Raw genomic sequence first — 16261 nt, 5'->3', positions numbered from 1 at the left:
CGAAAGGGGCTCGGATGTCGACCTTCGTTCTCGCCATCGATCAGGGCACGACCTCGACGCGCGCGATGCTGTTTCGGCCCGACCTCTCGGTGGCGGGCATCGCCCAGGCGGAGATCGCGCAAGCCTATCCGGCCTCTGGCTGGGTCGAGCACGATCCGGAGGGTATCTGGGCGAGCGTGCTCACCACCGTCCGTGCCGTCCTGGCCCGCACCGATGTCCCGGCGACATCGATCGCCGCCCTCGGCATCACCAATCAGCGCGAGACCACCGTGATCTGGGATCGGGTCACGGGCGCGCCGATCCATCCCGCCCTCGTCTGGCAGGATCGGCGCACGGCCGAACATTGCCTGCGTCTGAAGGCCGAGGGGCACGAGCCACTCGTGACGGCACGCACGGGCCTTATCCTCGATCCGTACTTCTCGGCCACCAAGATCGCTTGGCTTCTCGATGCCGTACCGGGGGCGCGCGGGCGGGCCGAACGCGGCGAACTTGCCTTCGGGACGATCGATTCCTGGCTGCTGTGGCGCCTCACCGGGGGGCTGCACGCCACCGATGCGACGAATGCCGCCCGCACTGCCCTGTTCGATATCCATCGCGGGGTCTGGGACGACGATCTGCTGGCACTCTTCGGCATTCCCCGTGCCCTGCTGCCAGAGGTGCGGGACTGCGCCGGGGAGTTCGGCATAACGCGCCCGGAACTCTTCGGCGCGGCGATCCCCATCCGGGGTGTGGCGGGCGATCAGCAGGCGGCAACCATCGGGCAGGCCTGTTTCTCGCCCGGCATGGTCAAGGCCACCTACGGCACGGGCTGCTTTGCCCTGCTCAACACCGGCGCGCAGGCCCATGCCTCGTGCAACCGGCTCCTTACGACCATCGCCTACCAGTTCGGGGGGCAGCGCACCTACGCCCTCGAAGGCTCGATCTTCGTCGCCGGCGCGGCCGTGCAGTGGCTACGCGACGGCCTCGGTCTCATTCGCGATGCCGCCGACAGCGGCCCTCTCGCGGCTCGGTCCGATCCGGCGTCGGGCGTCTACCTCGTGCCCGCCTTCGTCGGCCTCGGTGCCCCTCATTGGGAGCCCGACATCCGCGGTGCCCTGTTCGGGCTCGCCCGCGACACCGGCCCGGCCGATTTCGCCCGTGCCGCCCTAGAGAGCGTCTGTTACCAGACCCACGATCTCCTCGCCGCCATGCGGGCCGACTGGCCGGGTGCGGATGCCGAGACCGTGCTGCGGGCCGATGGTGGTATGGCCGCCTCAGACTGGACGATGCAGCGCCTCGCCGACCTCCTCGGCCTGTGCGTCGACCGCCCCCTGGTGCAGGAGACCACGGCCCTAGGGGCCGCCTACCTCGCCGGTTGGAGCGTCGGGTTCTATCCGGAGCCGATCGAGTTCGCTCAGGCCTGGCGCTTGGAGCGGCGCTTCAGCCCGAGGATGGCGGCGGCCGACCGGGCCGTGCGTCTCGACGGCTGGCACCGAGCGGTCCGTGCCCTGCGTGGGATGCGGGCACCCCTCGATCCAGCGGATCGTTCCACGCCGTGAGCGACGAAGATGTCTGTACCTGCGCGGCACGAACGCGTCGTGGAGCGGGCGTCCGGCTCATCCCACTCTTGCGGCAGTGCCATACACGGTGTCGGCCCGCGCCTCGAAGGCGTCGGTGAACTTGCGGAAGGCCCGGTCGAACATCGTTCCCATGAGGAGCCCCAGGGTGCGGCTCTTGAACTCGTAGGTGATGAAGAAATCGACGTTGCACCCCGCCCCCTCCGCCTCCTTGAACAGCCAGCGGTTCTCGAGGTGGCGGAACGGCCCATCGATGTATTCGGCGACGATCTTCAGATGGGTCGGATCGAGGGTGACGCGGGTGGTGAAACGCTCGCGGATCGCCTTGTAGCCGACCCCCATCTCGGCGACGAGAATCTCCGTGCCGTCCTCCCCCGCCTGCCGGCGCAGCACTCGGAGGGATTCGCACAGGGGCAGGAATTCGGGGTAGCGCTCCACATCGGCGACGAGGTCGTACATCGCGCGCGGGCTGTGCCGCACGAGGCGGTCGATACGAAAGGACGGCATCGGGCCTATCTAGGCGCTGACCGCCTCGGGCGCCAGACGGGCGAGGCGCGCCATCTTCAACCGGGCGAAATCCTCCCCCGCGTGGTGCGAGGAGCGCGTTAGGGGCGTCGCGGAGACGAGGAGGAAGCCCTTGGCGTAGGCCGTGGTCTCCAGGCCCTTGAACTCGTCGGGCGGCACGAAGCGCACCACCTCATGGTGCTTCTTCGTCGGCTGGAGATACTGCCCGATGGTGAGGAAATCGACATCGGCCGAACGCAGGTCGTCCATGAGCTGAACCACCTCGTTCCGCTCCTCGCCTAGCCCCACCATGATGCCGGACTTCGTGAAGATCGTCGGGTCGAGCTCCTTCACCCGCTGCAGCAGGCGCACGGAGTGAAAGTAACGCGCTCCCGGACGAACCGTGAGATAGTTGCCTGGCACGGTCTCGAGGTTGTGGTTGAACACGTCCGGTCGGGCGGCCACCACGATTTCGAGGGCGCCCTCCTTGCGAAGGAAATCCGGCGTCAGGATTTCGATGGTGGTCGACGGGCTCATGCGCCGGATCGCCCGGATGGTGCGGGCGAAATGCTCGGCGCCACCATCCACGAGATCGTCCCGGTCGACGGACGTCACCACCACGTGGTGCAGGCCCAGCTTCGCGACGGAATCGGCGAGCTTCTCGGGCTCGTCTGCATCCAGGCCCTTCGGCAGGCCCGTGCGCACGTTGCAGAACGAACAGGCCCGCGTGCAGGTGTCCCCCATGATCATGAAGGTCGCGTGGCGCTTCTCCCAGCACTCACCGATATTGGGGCAGCCGGCCTCTTCGCACACGGTGACGAGCCCGTGCTCATGGACGATCCGGCTCGTCTCGGCCCAACCGGGGGAGCCCGGAGCCCGCACGCGGATCCAGTCCGGCTTTCGCTGAATCGGCTTGTCCGGACGATGCGCCTTCTCCGGATGCCGGGGACGCTGATCGTTGCGCAGGAGATCGAGGACGACGGCCATCTCACACCAAACGGGTGCGCCCGCGACGGCGGGTGCCACGGGCCAGACTTAGGAGGTTGCGGACCCCATCGCAAATCGGGGCTGGGGGGTTCGCAAACGCCTGGACGAATTTGTCAGTCGAGCCCGGAGGCAGTCCCGTGCGACTTTCCTGCCCTAACGGGAAGACGTGCATCCGGCCCTTGGGGGCTCGGAAACACATTTCGATCAGATTCGAACGGGTGTCGGATGAAGTTTCCCATCCTCCGGGAGGATGTCACGGCCTCGAAATGCCATCGCGGAGCCGTCCGTATGTCGCCGGACGGCTCTCACGAAGCGGCCTTCAGGTGTGGATCACCTTGCCGTAGGCGTCGAGGACGCTCTCGTGCATCATCTCGCTCAAGGTCGGGTGCGGGAAGACCGTGTGCATCAGGTCCTCCTCCGTGGTCTCGAGGTTCATGGCGACCACGTAGCCCTGGATGAGCTCGGTGACCTCGGCGCCGACCATGTGGGCGCCGAGCAACTGGCCGGTCTTTGCGTCGAAGATCGTCTTCACGAGGCCGTCCGGCTCGCCAAGCGCGATGGCCTTGCCGTTGCCCGCGAAGGGGAAGCGGCCGACCTTCACGGCGAACCCGAGGTCCTTGGCCTTGGCCTCCGTGAGGCCGACGCTCGCAATCTGCGGCTGGCAATAGGTGCAGCCGGGGATCTTGGCCTTGTCCATGGCATGGGTCGGCAGACCCTTGATCGTCTCGACGCAGAGGACGCCCTCGTGCTCGGCCTTGTGGGCGAGCATCGGCGGACCAGCGACGTCGCCGATCGCGTAGATTCCTGGAACGTTGGTGCGTCCGAGTCCGTCGGTGACGACGATGCCGCGATCGAGGGTGACCCCGACCGTGTCGAGGCCGAGCCCCTCCGTGTTGCCGACGACGCCCACCGCCGAGATGAGTTTTTCGGCCGTGAGCTGCTGGGTCTTGCCGTCCGCGGTCTCGACGGTGGCGGTGACCGCGTCGGCGGCCTTGTCGACCTTCGTCACCTTGGCGCCCGTGAGGATCTTGATGCCCTGCTTCTCGAAGCGCTTACGCGCGAGGCCGGCGATCTCGGCATCCTCGACGGGGAGGATCTGAGGCAGCAATTCGATCACCGTCACCTCCGCCCCCATGGTGCGGTAGAACGAGGCGAACTCGATGCCGATGGCGCCCGAGCCCATGACGAGAAGGGACTTCGGCATGGTCTGTGGAACCATGGCCTCGTAGTAGGTCCAGACCTGGTTCTTGTCGGGTTCGATGCCGGGGATCGCGCGGGGCCGCGCACCCGTCGCCACGATGATGTGCTTGGCCGCATACGATCCAGCCGCGAGGGCGCCCTTGGGCGCCGGTGCCCGGCTCGTATCCTTGACCGTGACCCGGCCGGGCGTGTTGCCCTTGGCCGCCGCCTCGATGGTCGCCTCGCCCCAGATCACGTCGACCTTGTTCTTCTTCAGCAGCATGCCGACCCCGCCGTTGAGGCGGGTCGAGACGCCGCGCGAACGCTTGACGATGGCGCCGACGTCGAACCCGACCTTTTCGGCCGACAGACCGTAATCGGAGGCGTGTTGCATGTAGTGATAGATCTCGGCCGAGCGCAGCAGGGCCTTGGTCGGGATGCAACCCCAGTTCAGGCAGATGCCGCCGAGGTGCTCGCGATCGACCACCGCCGTCTTGAATCCGAGCTGCGCCGCCCGGATCGCCGCGACGTAGCCGCCGGGGCCGGCGCCGATGATGAGGATGTCATAGGTGTCGGCCATGATTCACTCCTGGGCCCGCTCCCTAAGGGAACGAGCCGGGGTTGTTCGAGAGGGCCCGGCTGTCGCTCAGACCAGCATGCCCATGGGGTTCTCGATCAGGCCCTTGAACGCCGAGATCAATTCGGCGCCCAGAGCCCCGTCGAGCACCCGGTGATCGCAGGACAGGGTCGCGGTCATCACCTGGGCCACGGCCGGCTGACCGTCGCGGACCACCACGCGCTTCTCGCCCGCGCCGACCGCCAAGATCGAGGATTGCGGTGGGTTGATCACCGCCGTGAAGTGCTTGATGCCGAACATACCCAAATTCGACACCGAGGTGACGCCGCCCTGGTATTCCTCCGGTTTCAGCTTCTTGGTACGGGCGCGGGCCGCAAAATCCTTCATCTCGTTTGAGATGGTGGAGAGCATCTTCTGGTCGGCCTTGCGGATGACGGGCGTGAACAGCCCGCCGTCGATGGCCACCGCCACCCCCACTTCGGCATTGTCGAAGCGCAGGATGCGGTCCTCGGCCCAGACGGCGTTTGCGGCGGGCACCCGCATGAGGGCGAGCCCCATGGCCTTGATGACGAAGTCGTTGACCGAGAGCTTGAACAAGGGCTTGCCGTCCCTGGTCTGGCCGGCGCTCCTGTTCAGCTGTTCGCGCAGGGCCATCAGGGCGTCCAGCTCACAATCCACCGTGAGGTAGAAGTGCGGGGCCACCTGCATCGCCTCGGTGAGGCGCTTGGCGATGGTCTTGCGCATGCCGTCGAGGGGCACCTCCTCGTAGGTCCCCTTGGCGTAGAAGCCGCGCACCTGATCGACGGACAGGCCAGTGGGCGCTGCAGCCTTCGGTGGAGCGGCCGCAGGAGGCGGCGCGGCTTTCGGCGCTTCGGCGGGAGCGGCCGCTGCGGAGGGCTTCGGCCCGGCGGCCTTGGCAGCGCGCACATCGCGCTCGATCACCCGTCCGCGCGGGCCTGAGCCTTTCACCGATCCGAGATCGATCCCCTCCAGCTTGGCGATGCGCCGAGCGAGGGGCGAGGCGAAGATGCGGGTGCCCTCGCCCTGCGCGGTGGCCGGGTGTGCGCCGTCCGGGGCCTCGTTCACGCGGGCGTAGGCCATATGGCCGCCGCCCGGAGTTGCGTTCTCGCCGACCGGGTCCTTCAACGGCGCAGCCTTCGGCGCCTCGGCCTTCGCGGCTTCGCCGGCTCCCACGCTCGCCGGATCCTCGCCCTCGCCCGCGATGATGGCGATGAGGTCGTTCACCGGAACGTCCGCCGTGCCCTCCGCGACAAGGATCTTGGCGAGCACGCCCTCGTCGATGGCCTCGACCTCCATGGTGGCCTTGTCGGTCTCGATCTCGGCAAGCACGTCCCCGGATTTGACCGGATCGCCTTCCTTCTTCAGCCACTTGGCGAGGTTGCCCTTCTCCATGGTCGGCGACAGGGCGGGCATCAGGACGTTGATCGGCATGGCATCAGGTCTCGAGCGAGGGGGACGGCAGCGCGGCCGGATCGTCGAAGGAAAACAGATCGTCGAGGGGAAATGTCACGGCGTCGAAGGGCTGGAGGCCGACGTCTTCGCCGCGCTGGACGGTTCCGAGGAGCAGCCATTGGCGCCCGGCGAGCGCGAAGGCTTCGAGCACGCCGTCACCCGGATCGAGGAGCCAGAGGTGACCGACACCGGCTTCCGCATAGATGCGGCGTTTGGGGCCGCGATCGAGGCGGGTGGTCGATGGCGACAGGATCTCGCACACCCAGTCCGGCGGAGTCTCGACGTAAGCGGTCTCCGGCTCGGCGGGAAGTCGCTCGCGTCGCCAGCCGGCGAGATCCGGCACCACGACGTGGGTTCCGAGATGCAGTTCCGGTTTGACCATGAAGATCCAGCCACCCGGTCCCCCACGGCCGCGCCCGAAAGGAACCTGCAGTTCGCCGGCCAAGCCCACCGCCGCCATCGCGTGCCGCGGGCGCGGCCGTGGATGGGTCTCCAGGACACCATCCACGATCTCGGCCACGAGGTGATCCGGCACGGCCTGGAGGTCGGCGTAGGTGGCCCGGCGGAGCGCGGCCTCGGCCATGGTGGTTCCCCGCTAATTCAGTCCGCCGGGATCAAGGCCCTCGGCCTCCCACCCGGCGCGGATGCGCTCGAACGCTTCCTCGTCCGACATCTCGGTCTCCAGGGCATAGACCCGAGCCGCCTGCCGAGCGAGATCGATCAGCAGCCGGCCCCAGGTCGCCGGATCGTCGAAGGAGCGCCGCAGGGCGACGCTCACGGCACCGTTCACGACACTGGCGCGCAAGACTTCGATGCCGCCGTTCTCGACGGCATCGGGCGGGGCGGAAAGCTCGGTGAAGGTATCCGTCATGATCCTCAAACTCTTCGCCCCGCCCGGCGGAACGAACCTTGGAGTGTCCTAGCGGTAGCAAACCGCTTTGACCGCCTCGATCACCTCGGCGACGTTGGGAAGGGCGAGCTTTTCGAGGTTTGCGGCGTAGGGCATCGGCACATCCTTGCCGGTGACGCGCAGGACCGGCGCGTCGAGGTAGTCGAAGGCATCGACCATCAGGCGCGCGACGATCTCGGCGCCAACGCCGGATTGCGGGAAGCCCTCCTCCACGGTGACGCAGCGGCCGGTCTTCTTCACCGATTCCACAACCGTCTCGGTGTCCATGGGGCGGAGCGTCCGCAGGTCGATGACCTCGGCCTCGATGCCCTGTTCGGCAAGCGCCTGCGCCGCCTTGAGGGCGTAGGTCATCCCGATGGAGAACGACACGATGGTCACGTCCGTGCCGGGCCGGTGAACCCGGGCCTTGCCGATGGGCAGGACGAAATCGTCGAGCTTCGGCACCGGGAAGCTCTGGCCGTAGAGGATCTCGTTCTCGAGGAAGATGATCGGGTTCGGGTCGCGGATCGCGGCCTTGAGCAGGCCCTTGGCGTCGGAGGCCGTGTAGGGCGCGATGACCTTCAAGCCCGGCACGTTGGAGTACCAGGCGGAATAGTCGTGGCTGTGCTGGGCGCCGACACGGGCCGCCGCGCCGTTGGGACCGCGAAACACGATGGGACAGCCGAGCTGACCACCGGACATGTAGAGGGTTTTCGCCGCCGAATTGATGATGTGGTCGATGGCCTGCATGGCGAAGTTGAACGTCATGAACTCGACGATGGGGCGCAGGCCCGTGAACGCCGCGCCGACGCCGATGCCGGCGAATCCGTGCTCGGTGATCGGGGTGTCGACCACGCGGCGCGCGCCGAATTCCTGCAGCAGCCCCTGGGTAATCTTGTAGGCGCCCTGATACTCGGCGACCTCCTCGCCCATGACGAACACGGCGTCGTCGCCGCGCATCTCCTCCGCCATGGCGTCGCGCAGGGCCTCCCGGACGGTCATGGTGACCATCTCGGTGCCCTCGGGGAACTCGGCCATCACGGGCGCGGGCGCCTTGTTGGTGATGGTGGCGGGCGCAGCGGGGGCCTTCGGCGCATCGTCGGTGGTCTTAGCCGTCGGAGCAGGCGTCTTGGCCTGACCTTCCGCCTGCATGTCGGGGGCCGGTGCGGCCTGGGCGGGGGCGTCGGCCTTCGGGGCGGTGGAGCTGGCGGCGGAGGCGTCCTCGCCCTCGGCCGTAATGATGGCGATCGGCGTGTTCACCTTCACGCCCTCGGTGCCCTCCGCGACGAGGATCTTGGCGAGAACGCCCTCGTCGATGGCCTCCACCTCCATGGTGGCCTTGTCGGTCTCGATCTCGGCGAGGACGTCGCCGGATTTCACCGGGTCGCCTTCGTTCTTCAGCCATTTCGCGAGCTTGCCCTCCTCCATGGTCGGAGACAGGGCGGGCATCAGGATGTCGGTGGCCATGAAAGACTCGTCGATCGAGGAGGTGGTGGGCGGCGCGTGAGACCGGGTCTCAGGCGCGCGACTCCAGCAGGATATCCGTCCACAGCTCGGCGGGATCGGGCTCGGGATCGTGGGTGGCGAACTCGGCCGCATCGTTCACCGTCTCGCGCACCTTGGCGTCGGTGGCCTTGAGTTCGGCCTCGGGCACGCCGTGCATGTCGATCAGGCGCTTGCGCACCATCTCGATGGGGTCGTGCTCGTCGCGCATCTTCGAGACCTCGTCCTTCGTCCGGTATTTGGCCGGATCGGACATGGAGTGGCCGCGATAGCGGTAGGTCTGCATCTCGAGGATGTAGGGCCCCTCCCCCGAACGAGCATGCGCGATGGCGCGCGCGGCGGCTTCCCGCACGGTCCGCACGTCCATGCCGTCGACCTGCTCACCCGGAATGCCGAACGATATGCCACGCTTCGAGAAGTCCGTTTGCGCCGAGGCGCGGGCGACGGACGTGCCCATGGCGTAGCGGTTGTTCTCGATGACGTAGACCACGGGCAGTTTCCACAGCTGCGCCATGTTGAAGCTCTCGTAGACCTGCCCCTGGTTGGCCGCACCGTCACCCATGTAGGTCAGGCTGACCTGACCGTTCTTCTTGTAGGCGTCCGCGAAGGCGAGGCCCGTCCCGAGTGACACCTGGGCGCCGACGATGCCGTGCCCGCCGAAGAACTGCTTTTCGCGCGAGAACATGTGCATAGAGCCGCCCTTGCCGCGGCTATAGCCGCCGCGACGGCCCGTCAGCTCGGCCATCACGCCCTTCGGATCCATGCCGCAGGCGAGCATGTGGCCGTGGTCGCGGTATCCGGTGATGACCTGATCGCCCTCGACGGAGGCCATCTGCATGCCGATGACGACGGCTTCCTGGCCGATGTAGAGATGGCAAAATCCGCCGATCAGACCCATGCCATAGAGTTGCCCCGCCTTCTCCTCGAAGCGGCGGATGAGCAGCATCTCATGATAGGCGTGAAGATCCTCGTCGCGGGTGAATTGCGGCGTGTTCGGTGCCGGCGCATGGGCGGCGTCCGACGGTGTCAGGTCGGATTTGGTCTGGCCCGCCTCGGTTGCGGCATCCATCGGCTCTCTCCCCCGGGACCGTCTCTTCTCCCCGAGGTTCTAGGACACGCATTTTGGGAAAGCGAGGCCGAGCCGCCGACAGATCGGGACGGTTGTCAGCCGCGCCGGACCGACATCCGAGGGATGTTACGGATTGATGACGACGACGTCGTTCGCGTGGACCCGGCCGAGGACGACGCGGGCGCGCTCCTCCAGGAGGTCGCGGTCGATCTGATCGCTACGCAGCAGGGCCACCCGGTGCTCCCACTCGGCACGGTCGGCCTTCACGACCGCCAGTTCCTGATTGAGGCCGTAGGCCTGGATCTTGAGGGCGCGCTTGGCCTCGAGGCCACGATTGCCGCCCTCGGCCTGATGCACGAAATAACCGACCACGAGCCCCGACACGGCGTACAACGCCAGGGGCATCAGCACGGAACGGACGCGACGACGGATCACCATGGCCACACCATCGCGCCACACGGTTAAGGAAGTCCTTTCATGGCGGACGACGGTGGACGGCGCGCAATGATGCGTTTCGACCTCGTGGATCTCGGCCTGTTCCGCCATGTGGTCGAGGCCGGGTCGATCACGCACGGGGCAGTGCGGGCCAACCTCGCCCTCGCCGCCGCCTCCGCCCGCATCCGCGCCATGGAGGTGTCCCTGGGCGCCGCCCTCCTCACGCGCAGCCGCCAGGGTGTGACGCCGACGCCCGCCGGGCGCGCGCTCCTCGTCCATGCCCGGGGCCTCCTCGACGGCATCGACCGCATGCAGGGCGACCTCGCCGCGTTCTCCGGCGGCGCCGTCGGGCAGGTCCACGTCCTGTCCAACACCAACGCGCTCACCGAATTCCTCCCCGAGGTCCTCAGCGCCTTCCTCGCCCGACAGAGCGGCGTCAGCGTCGAGATCGAGGAGCGGACCTCGGACGAGATCGTCGGGCTGGTGGCGGAAGGCGGCGCCGACCTCGGCATCGTCGCCGGCACCGTCGATACCGGCGCGCTGGAAACCTATCCGTTCCGGCAGGATCGGTTCGTGGCCGTGGCGGCCGTCGGCCATCCGCTAGGCGCTGCGGCGGCCGTCGCCTTCGCGGACGTGCTGGAGCACGACCTCGTCGGCCTCGACCGCACGAGCGCCCTGACCCGGTTCCTGGCCGACAAGGCGGCGCGGACGGGGCGCCCCATGCGGTTGCGGGTGCAGCTGCGCAGCTTCGACGCCGTCTGTCGCCTCGTCGAATGCGGCGTCGGCCTCGGCATCGTACCGGAAACCACGGCCGCGCGGGCGGCGCGGACGATGGCCATCGTGGTGGTACCGCTCCTCGACCCCTGGGCGGTGCGCGACCTGACCATCTGCGTCCGGGCCTTCGCGGCCCTCCCCGCTTTCGCGCAGGACTTCGTCACGCATCTGCGAGCACCGCCAACCGCCTGATGGGACTCACCGATTGACTTCGCACCTGCGAAGTCGCATACGGCGAGGGCAGCGTCAGCGGCCGTCATGGTTCCGCTTGAGAGGGCTGCGTGACGGATCGACGGGTCGCATACAGCGAATTCCGACCGACCTGAGCCCCTCTCTTCAACGTGCATGCACCCGGATCGCCCCGGCACGCGGGCGGCTCCAGCTCAACGGACCGATTCTCATCGATACGCGTGATCGCCTTCTTAGGATGGCATCCGCCACGGTCCCGCTGCCTTGAAAGTTTCGTTTTGACCCAATTCACCGATTTCGGTCTCGCCCAGCCCGTGCTGCGGGCGCTGGAGGAGGCCGGCTACAAGACGCCGACCCCGATTCAGGCACAGGCCCTCGCCCCCGCCATGGAGGGCCGCGACCTTTGCGGCATCGCCCAGACCGGCACCGGCAAGACCGCGGCCTTCGCCCTGCCGATCCTTCACCGCCTCGCCCAGACCCCGCGCAAGGCGATTCGCCGTGGCTGCCGTGTCCTCGTGCTCTCCCCAACGCGCGAGCTTGCCAACCAAATCGCCGAGAACTTCACCGATTACGGGAAGTACCTGTCCTTCACCAATACCGTGGTGTTCGGCGGCGTCACCATCTCGCGTCAGGAAAAGGCGCTCGCCAACGGCGTCGATATCCTCGTCGCCACGCCGGGCCGTCTCATGGACCTCATCGAGCGCCGCTCGCTGACCCTGGAGGCCGTCGAGATCCTCGTCCTCGACGAGGCCGACCAGATGCTCGACCTCGGCTTCATCCATGCCCTCAAGCGCATCGTGAAGATGCTGCCCAAGGAGCGTCAGAGCCTGTTTTTCTCGGCCACCATGCCGAAGAACATCGCGGGCCTCGCCGACCAATACCTGCGCGATCCCGTGCAGGTCGCCGTCACCCCCGTGGCGACGACGGCCGAGCGCGTGACCCAGGAAGTCATCTTCGCGCATACGGGCGCGAAGCAGGCCCTGCTCAACCACATCCTGCGTGATCCGAAAATCGAGCGCGTCCTCGTCTTCACACGGACCAAGCACGGCGCCGATCGTGTCGTTCGCGGCCTGGAAAAGGTCTCCATCAACGCCTCGGCCATTCACGGCAACAAGTCCCAGCCGCAGCGCGAGCGGGCGCTGGCCGCCTTCAAGGACGGCTCGTGCCGGGTGCTCGTCGCGACCGACATCGCGGCGCGCGGCATCGACGTCGAGGCCGTGAGCCACGTCATCAACTACGATCTGCCCAACGTGCCGGAAAGCTACGTCCACCGCATCGGCCGGACGGCGCGTGCCGGGGCCAACGGTCTCGCCATCTCGTTCTGCAACGACGAGGAAAAGGCTTACCTGCGGGACATCGAGCGCACCACGCGCCAGAAGATTCCCGTGGCCGGTTTCCCCGAGGGCTTCACGCCGCCGTCGCGCCAGGAAGCGATGGATGCCGCCCAGGCCGAGGAGCGCCGTCCGGCGCCCCAGGGCCAGCGCCCCGGTCAGCGTCAAGGCCAGCGCCCCGGCGGTGGTCGTCCGGGCGGCGGACGCCCTGGTCAGGGACGCAACGAGGGTGGTCGCGGCGGTGGTCAGGGCGCGCCTGGACGTTCGGGGCGTCCCGACGCTCCCGGCAGAGCCCAAGAAGCCCGTGGTGGCGAGCGCCGCCCTGGCGGACAGGCCCAGGAAACGCGTTCGGAGCCGCGTGGCGAGAACCGCCAGCGGGCGCCGCGTCCGCAGGGCGGCGAAGGCCGTACGCTCGGTTGGCTCGATCGCTTCCCGCGCTGAGCCCAAACTGAACCGATAGCACAACGCCGTCCCGCTCCCCGGGACGGCGTTGTCATGTCGGCCATTGTCGACCCGTGCTGCACGCGCCATTTTTCCAGTCAGGCACGAAACACGGGGATGACCATGCGGTTCGAACTCTATCGCGACGCAGGGGGCGCCTGGCGCTGGCGGTTGCGCGCGACCAACGGCAACGTCCTGGCCGATTCCGCCGAAGGCTATGCGCGGCGCGAGGATTGCGAGCACGGGATCGCCCTCGTGAAGGGCAGTCAGGCCGCGTCCGTCGTCGATATGACGCTGAAGATCGCCTGACGGATCGCGTCCCACGACCACGTGATCGGCATCGGTCGAAAGGTGGCAACGCTTCCGAGCTTCGCGCGTTTCATGCGACCGGGCCAGGTCCGGACTCGTCGGTTCTTCACGTCTACGCCGACCTACTTCGAGGAGTTTGAGAACGTGCTGAGGAAACTCATGCTGGCCGCGTTGTTGGCCCTAGGCTTCGCCGCGGCGGCACCGCAGGGCGCATCGGCTGCCCCCATCGGTCCCGCCCTCGCCCTTCAGAGCGAGGCCGCGCCTGCGGTCGCCGAGACCGTGCAGTACTATGGTTATCGCCGTCGCTTCTATGGGCCCCGTCCCTTCTATCGTCGTCCGTACTACGGCCGCCGCTTCTACGGTCCCCGTCGCTTCTACGGGCCGCGCCGCTTCTATGGTCCGCGCCGGTTCTACGGCCCGCGTCGGTTCTACTACTGAGCTGTCCCTCCACGCCGTTATGAACGGCGGCGTGACGACGGCTCGATCGTTCTGCCTGAAAGCTTGGCACTCCTTGCGGGTGCCAAGCTTTTGTGCATCAAAATGCATCATCTGTTTTGGATGCGTGCACAATGATGCGCTAGACTTCCGGTCGACACGGGCTCGCCCCGCGCACATCCTGGAGCCTGGGCCATGACCGAATTAACAGCGACCGAGGCCGCGACGCGGGACCTGTGGCAGGTGATCCCCTTGGAACTCATCGTCTCCGTCGCGGCCGTGCTTCTTGCGGGCGGCCTGAAGTTCGCGGGTCTTCTGTCGTAACAGACCGATTGAGCGCGCCCGGCGGAGCCGAAACCACGTAGGGTCGTACGGAACGAATCGCGGGGGCGGCACGGAATGACGGTGGCGGAAGAGGATGGCGGTCCACGGGGCGACCTCACGGTCCGGACCATTGCGATGCCAGCGGACACGAACGCCAACGGTGACATCTTCGGCGGTTGGGTGATGTCGCAGATGGATCAGGCCGGCGGCATCGCGGGCGTGGACCGCGCCAATGGCCGAGTCGTCACCGTGGCGGTCGATGCCATGACGTTCATCCGGCCCGTGCGCGTCGGGGACGTGCTGTGCGTGTACACCCGCGTGAGCCAAGTCGGCCGGACATCCATGAAGATCGAAGTCGAAGCCTGGGCCCGGCGCTTCCGCCTGCAGCTGCGCGAGAAGGTGACGGAAGCGACGTTCACGTTCGTGGCCATCGACGATGCCGGCCGGCCGCGATCCGTGGATCTTCCCTCGGTGGCGGAATAGGACGCTTCCCTTCCGCTCGCGCGCGCCATGCCGTAAAGGCGCGGGATATTAGCAAGGTCCCGCGCACGCATGATCCGCCTCGAGAAAATCGGCAAACAGAACGGCCGCCAGATCGTCTTCATCGAAGCGTCGGCCGCCCTGCAGAAGGGCGAGAAGGTCGGCCTCGTCGGTCCCAACGGCGCCGGCAAGACCACCCTGTTCCGGATGATCACCGGCGAGGAGGAACCCGACGAGGGACAGGTCGCCACCGACAAGGGCATCACCATCGGGTATTTCAGCCAGGATGTCGGCGAGATGTCAGGCTGCTCCGTGGTCTCGGCGGTGATGGACGGCGCCGGCCCCGTCAGCGTCGTCGGCACGGAATTGAAGGCCCTGGAAGCGGGGCTCGCCGACCCCGACCGGGCGGACGAGATGGAGGCGCTGATTGAGCGCTACGGCGAGGTCCAGGCCCGCTTCGAGGAACTCGACGGCTATGCGCTGGAAGGCAGGGCCTACGAGGTGCTGGCGGGCCTGAGCTTCTCGCAGGAGATGATGGACGGCGACGTCGGCAAGCTGTCGGGCGGTTGGAAGATGCGCGTGGCACTCGCCCGCATCCTGCTCATGAATCCCGATGTGATGCTCCTCGACGAGCCCTCGAACCACCTCGACCTCGAAAGCCTGATCTGGCTTGAGGCGTTCCTCAAGAACTACGAGGGCGCCCTGTTGATGACCTCGCACGACCGTGAGTTCATGAATCGCATCGTCACCAAGGTGATCGAGATCGACGGCGGCACGCTCACCACCTATTCGGGCGATTACGCCTTCTACGAGCAGCAACGGGCGCTCAACGAGACGCATCAGCAAGCGCAGTTCGAGCGCCAGCAGGCGATGCTGGCCAAGGAGATCAAGTTCATCGAGCGCTTCAAGGCCCGTGCGTCGCACGCAGCCCAAGTTCAGAGCCGGGTGAAGAAGCTCGACAAGATCGAACGGGTCGAGCCGCCCAAGCGCCGCCAATCCGTGGCTTTCGAGTTCCAGGCCCCCCCGCGCTCCGGCGACGACGTCGTGATGCTGAAGAACGTCCACAAGAGCTACGGCAGCCGCCGCATCTACGAGGGGCTCGACTTCGCCATCCGGCGGCGGGAGCGCTGGTGCGTCATGGGCATCAACGGCGCCGGGAAATCGACGCTCCTGAAGCTCGTCACCGGTTCCACGGAAGCGGACGACGGAACGATCGCCGTCGGCGGCAGCGTCAAGCTCGGCTACTTCGCCCAGCACGCCATGGACCTGCTCGACGGCGAGCGCACCGTGTTCCAGACCCTCGAGGACGCGTTCCCGCAGGCCGCGCAGGGGTCGCTCCGGGCACTCGCCGGTTGCTTCGGCTTCTCCGGCGACGACGTCGAGAAGCGCTGCCGGGTGTTGTCGGGCGGCGAGAAGGCCCGCCTCGTGATGGCGCTGATGCTGTTCGACCCGCCGAACTTCCTCGTCCTCGACGAGCCGACCAACCACCTCGACATGGGCACGAAGGAGATGCTCATCGCCGCGCTGTCGGCCTACGAGGGGACGATGCTGTTCGTGAGCCACGACCGCCACTTCCTCGCGGCCCTCTCGAATCGCGTGCTCGAAGTGACGCCCGAGGGCATCCACCAGTACGGCGGGGGCTATACCGAGTACGTCGCCCGGACGGGCCAGGAAGCGCCGGGCCTGCGGAGTTGAGAGCGTTGGGCTCCGGCTGGTCCAATGAGACCGACACGGCCCCTATTCGCTTCTCCCAAAAGGGTGAAGTCCAGTGGTTCGCGCGCCGCGCGGGCCTGAGGATAGGCTCCT

General features: G+C 67.3%; 17 protein-coding genes. 8 read left to right on the top strand and 9 right to left on the bottom strand.

Annotated features, from left to right (window positions below):
- Positions 1 to 14: 14 nt before the first annotated feature.
- Complete coding sequence (gene glpK / locus MFF01_RS12760; RefSeq protein WP_238225853.1) at positions 15 to 1538, top strand: glycerol kinase GlpK; 1524 nt, start codon at positions 15 to 17, stop codon at positions 1536 to 1538.
- A 57-nt stretch (positions 1539 to 1595) separates the two neighbouring features.
- Here glpK and MFF01_RS12755 read toward each other — a convergent pair whose 3' ends face one another.
- The 9 genes from MFF01_RS12755 to MFF01_RS12715 form a co-directional block, all read right to left on the bottom strand.
- Entirely contained in the window at positions 1596 to 2063 is a 468-nt protein-coding gene (locus MFF01_RS12755; protein ID WP_238225851.1) for a type II toxin-antitoxin system RatA family toxin, read from the bottom strand.
- A 9-nt stretch (positions 2064 to 2072) separates the two neighbouring features.
- The gene (lipA, locus tag MFF01_RS12750) at positions 2073 to 3047 is read right to left on the bottom strand and encodes a lipoyl synthase (protein ID WP_238225849.1); all 975 of its coding nucleotides are present in this window, start codon (positions 3045 to 3047) and stop codon (positions 2073 to 2075) included.
- A 319-nt stretch (positions 3048 to 3366) separates the two neighbouring features.
- A complete protein-coding gene (gene lpdA / locus MFF01_RS12745) occupies positions 3367 to 4806 on the bottom strand; it encodes a dihydrolipoyl dehydrogenase (RefSeq protein WP_238225847.1) in 1440 nt (479 codons plus the stop codon).
- 66 nt (positions 4807 to 4872) lie between these two features.
- On the bottom strand, positions 4873 to 6255 hold the full coding sequence (locus tag MFF01_RS12740) for a pyruvate dehydrogenase complex dihydrolipoamide acetyltransferase (protein ID WP_238225845.1): 1383 nt from the start codon (positions 6253 to 6255) through the stop codon (positions 4873 to 4875).
- A 4-nt stretch (positions 6256 to 6259) separates the two neighbouring features.
- On the bottom strand, positions 6260 to 6859 hold the full coding sequence (locus MFF01_RS12735) for a Uma2 family endonuclease (protein WP_238225844.1): 600 nt from the start codon (positions 6857 to 6859) through the stop codon (positions 6260 to 6262).
- A gap of 12 nt (positions 6860 to 6871) precedes the next feature.
- A complete protein-coding gene (locus MFF01_RS12730) occupies positions 6872 to 7147 on the bottom strand; it encodes a DUF5076 domain-containing protein (protein ID WP_238225842.1) in 276 nt (91 codons plus the stop codon).
- Between the two features lie 48 nt (positions 7148 to 7195).
- Positions 7196 to 8632, bottom strand: a complete 1437-nt coding sequence (locus MFF01_RS12725) for a pyruvate dehydrogenase complex E1 component subunit beta (protein WP_238225840.1) — start codon at positions 8630 to 8632, stop codon at positions 7196 to 7198.
- Positions 8633 to 8681: 49 nt separating this feature from the next.
- Positions 8682 to 9737, bottom strand: coding sequence for a pyruvate dehydrogenase (acetyl-transferring) E1 component subunit alpha (gene pdhA / locus MFF01_RS12720; RefSeq protein ID WP_238225838.1), 1056 nt, complete (start codon positions 9735 to 9737; stop codon positions 8682 to 8684).
- A gap of 126 nt (positions 9738 to 9863) precedes the next feature.
- Positions 9864 to 10175, bottom strand: a complete 312-nt coding sequence (locus tag MFF01_RS12715; protein ID WP_238225836.1) for an FtsB family cell division protein — start codon at positions 10173 to 10175, stop codon at positions 9864 to 9866.
- A gap of 66 nt (positions 10176 to 10241) precedes the next feature.
- On the opposite strand from MFF01_RS12715, the gene MFF01_RS12710 reads away from it, so the two are divergent.
- From MFF01_RS12710 to MFF01_RS12685, 7 genes are all read left to right on the top strand, one after another.
- A complete protein-coding gene (locus MFF01_RS12710; RefSeq protein ID WP_238225834.1) occupies positions 10242 to 11138 on the top strand; it encodes a LysR family transcriptional regulator in 897 nt (298 codons plus the stop codon).
- A 275-nt stretch (positions 11139 to 11413) separates the two neighbouring features.
- Positions 11414 to 12907: a DEAD/DEAH box helicase gene (locus MFF01_RS12705; RefSeq protein ID WP_238225833.1), complete on the top strand. Its 1494-nt coding sequence runs from the start codon at positions 11414 to 11416 to the stop codon at positions 12905 to 12907.
- A gap of 123 nt (positions 12908 to 13030) precedes the next feature.
- A complete protein-coding gene (locus MFF01_RS12700; RefSeq protein ID WP_238226030.1) occupies positions 13031 to 13216 on the top strand; it encodes a YegP family protein in 186 nt (61 codons plus the stop codon).
- 144 nt (positions 13217 to 13360) lie between these two features.
- On the top strand, positions 13361 to 13654 hold the full coding sequence (locus MFF01_RS12695) for a hypothetical protein (RefSeq protein WP_238225831.1): 294 nt from the start codon (positions 13361 to 13363) through the stop codon (positions 13652 to 13654).
- Between the two features lie 192 nt (positions 13655 to 13846).
- The gene (locus MFF01_RS22070) at positions 13847 to 13975 is read left to right on the top strand and encodes a hypothetical protein (protein ID WP_283207187.1); all 129 of its coding nucleotides are present in this window, start codon (positions 13847 to 13849) and stop codon (positions 13973 to 13975) included.
- A 75-nt stretch (positions 13976 to 14050) separates the two neighbouring features.
- Positions 14051 to 14458 (top strand): acyl-CoA thioesterase, encoded by a 408-nt coding sequence (locus MFF01_RS12690; protein ID WP_238225829.1) that lies wholly within the window; start codon positions 14051 to 14053, stop codon positions 14456 to 14458.
- Positions 14459 to 14527: 69 nt separating this feature from the next.
- Positions 14528 to 16150: an ABC-F family ATP-binding cassette domain-containing protein gene (locus MFF01_RS12685; protein WP_238225827.1), complete on the top strand. Its 1623-nt coding sequence runs from the start codon at positions 14528 to 14530 to the stop codon at positions 16148 to 16150.
- Positions 16151 to 16261: the final 111 nt, after the last annotated feature.

This window comes from Methylobacterium adhaesivum, assembly GCF_022179065.1.
Classification (GTDB): domain Bacteria; phylum Pseudomonadota; class Alphaproteobacteria; order Rhizobiales; family Beijerinckiaceae; genus Methylobacterium; species Methylobacterium adhaesivum.
This window is presented reverse-complemented; position numbering and strand designations above follow the sequence as displayed.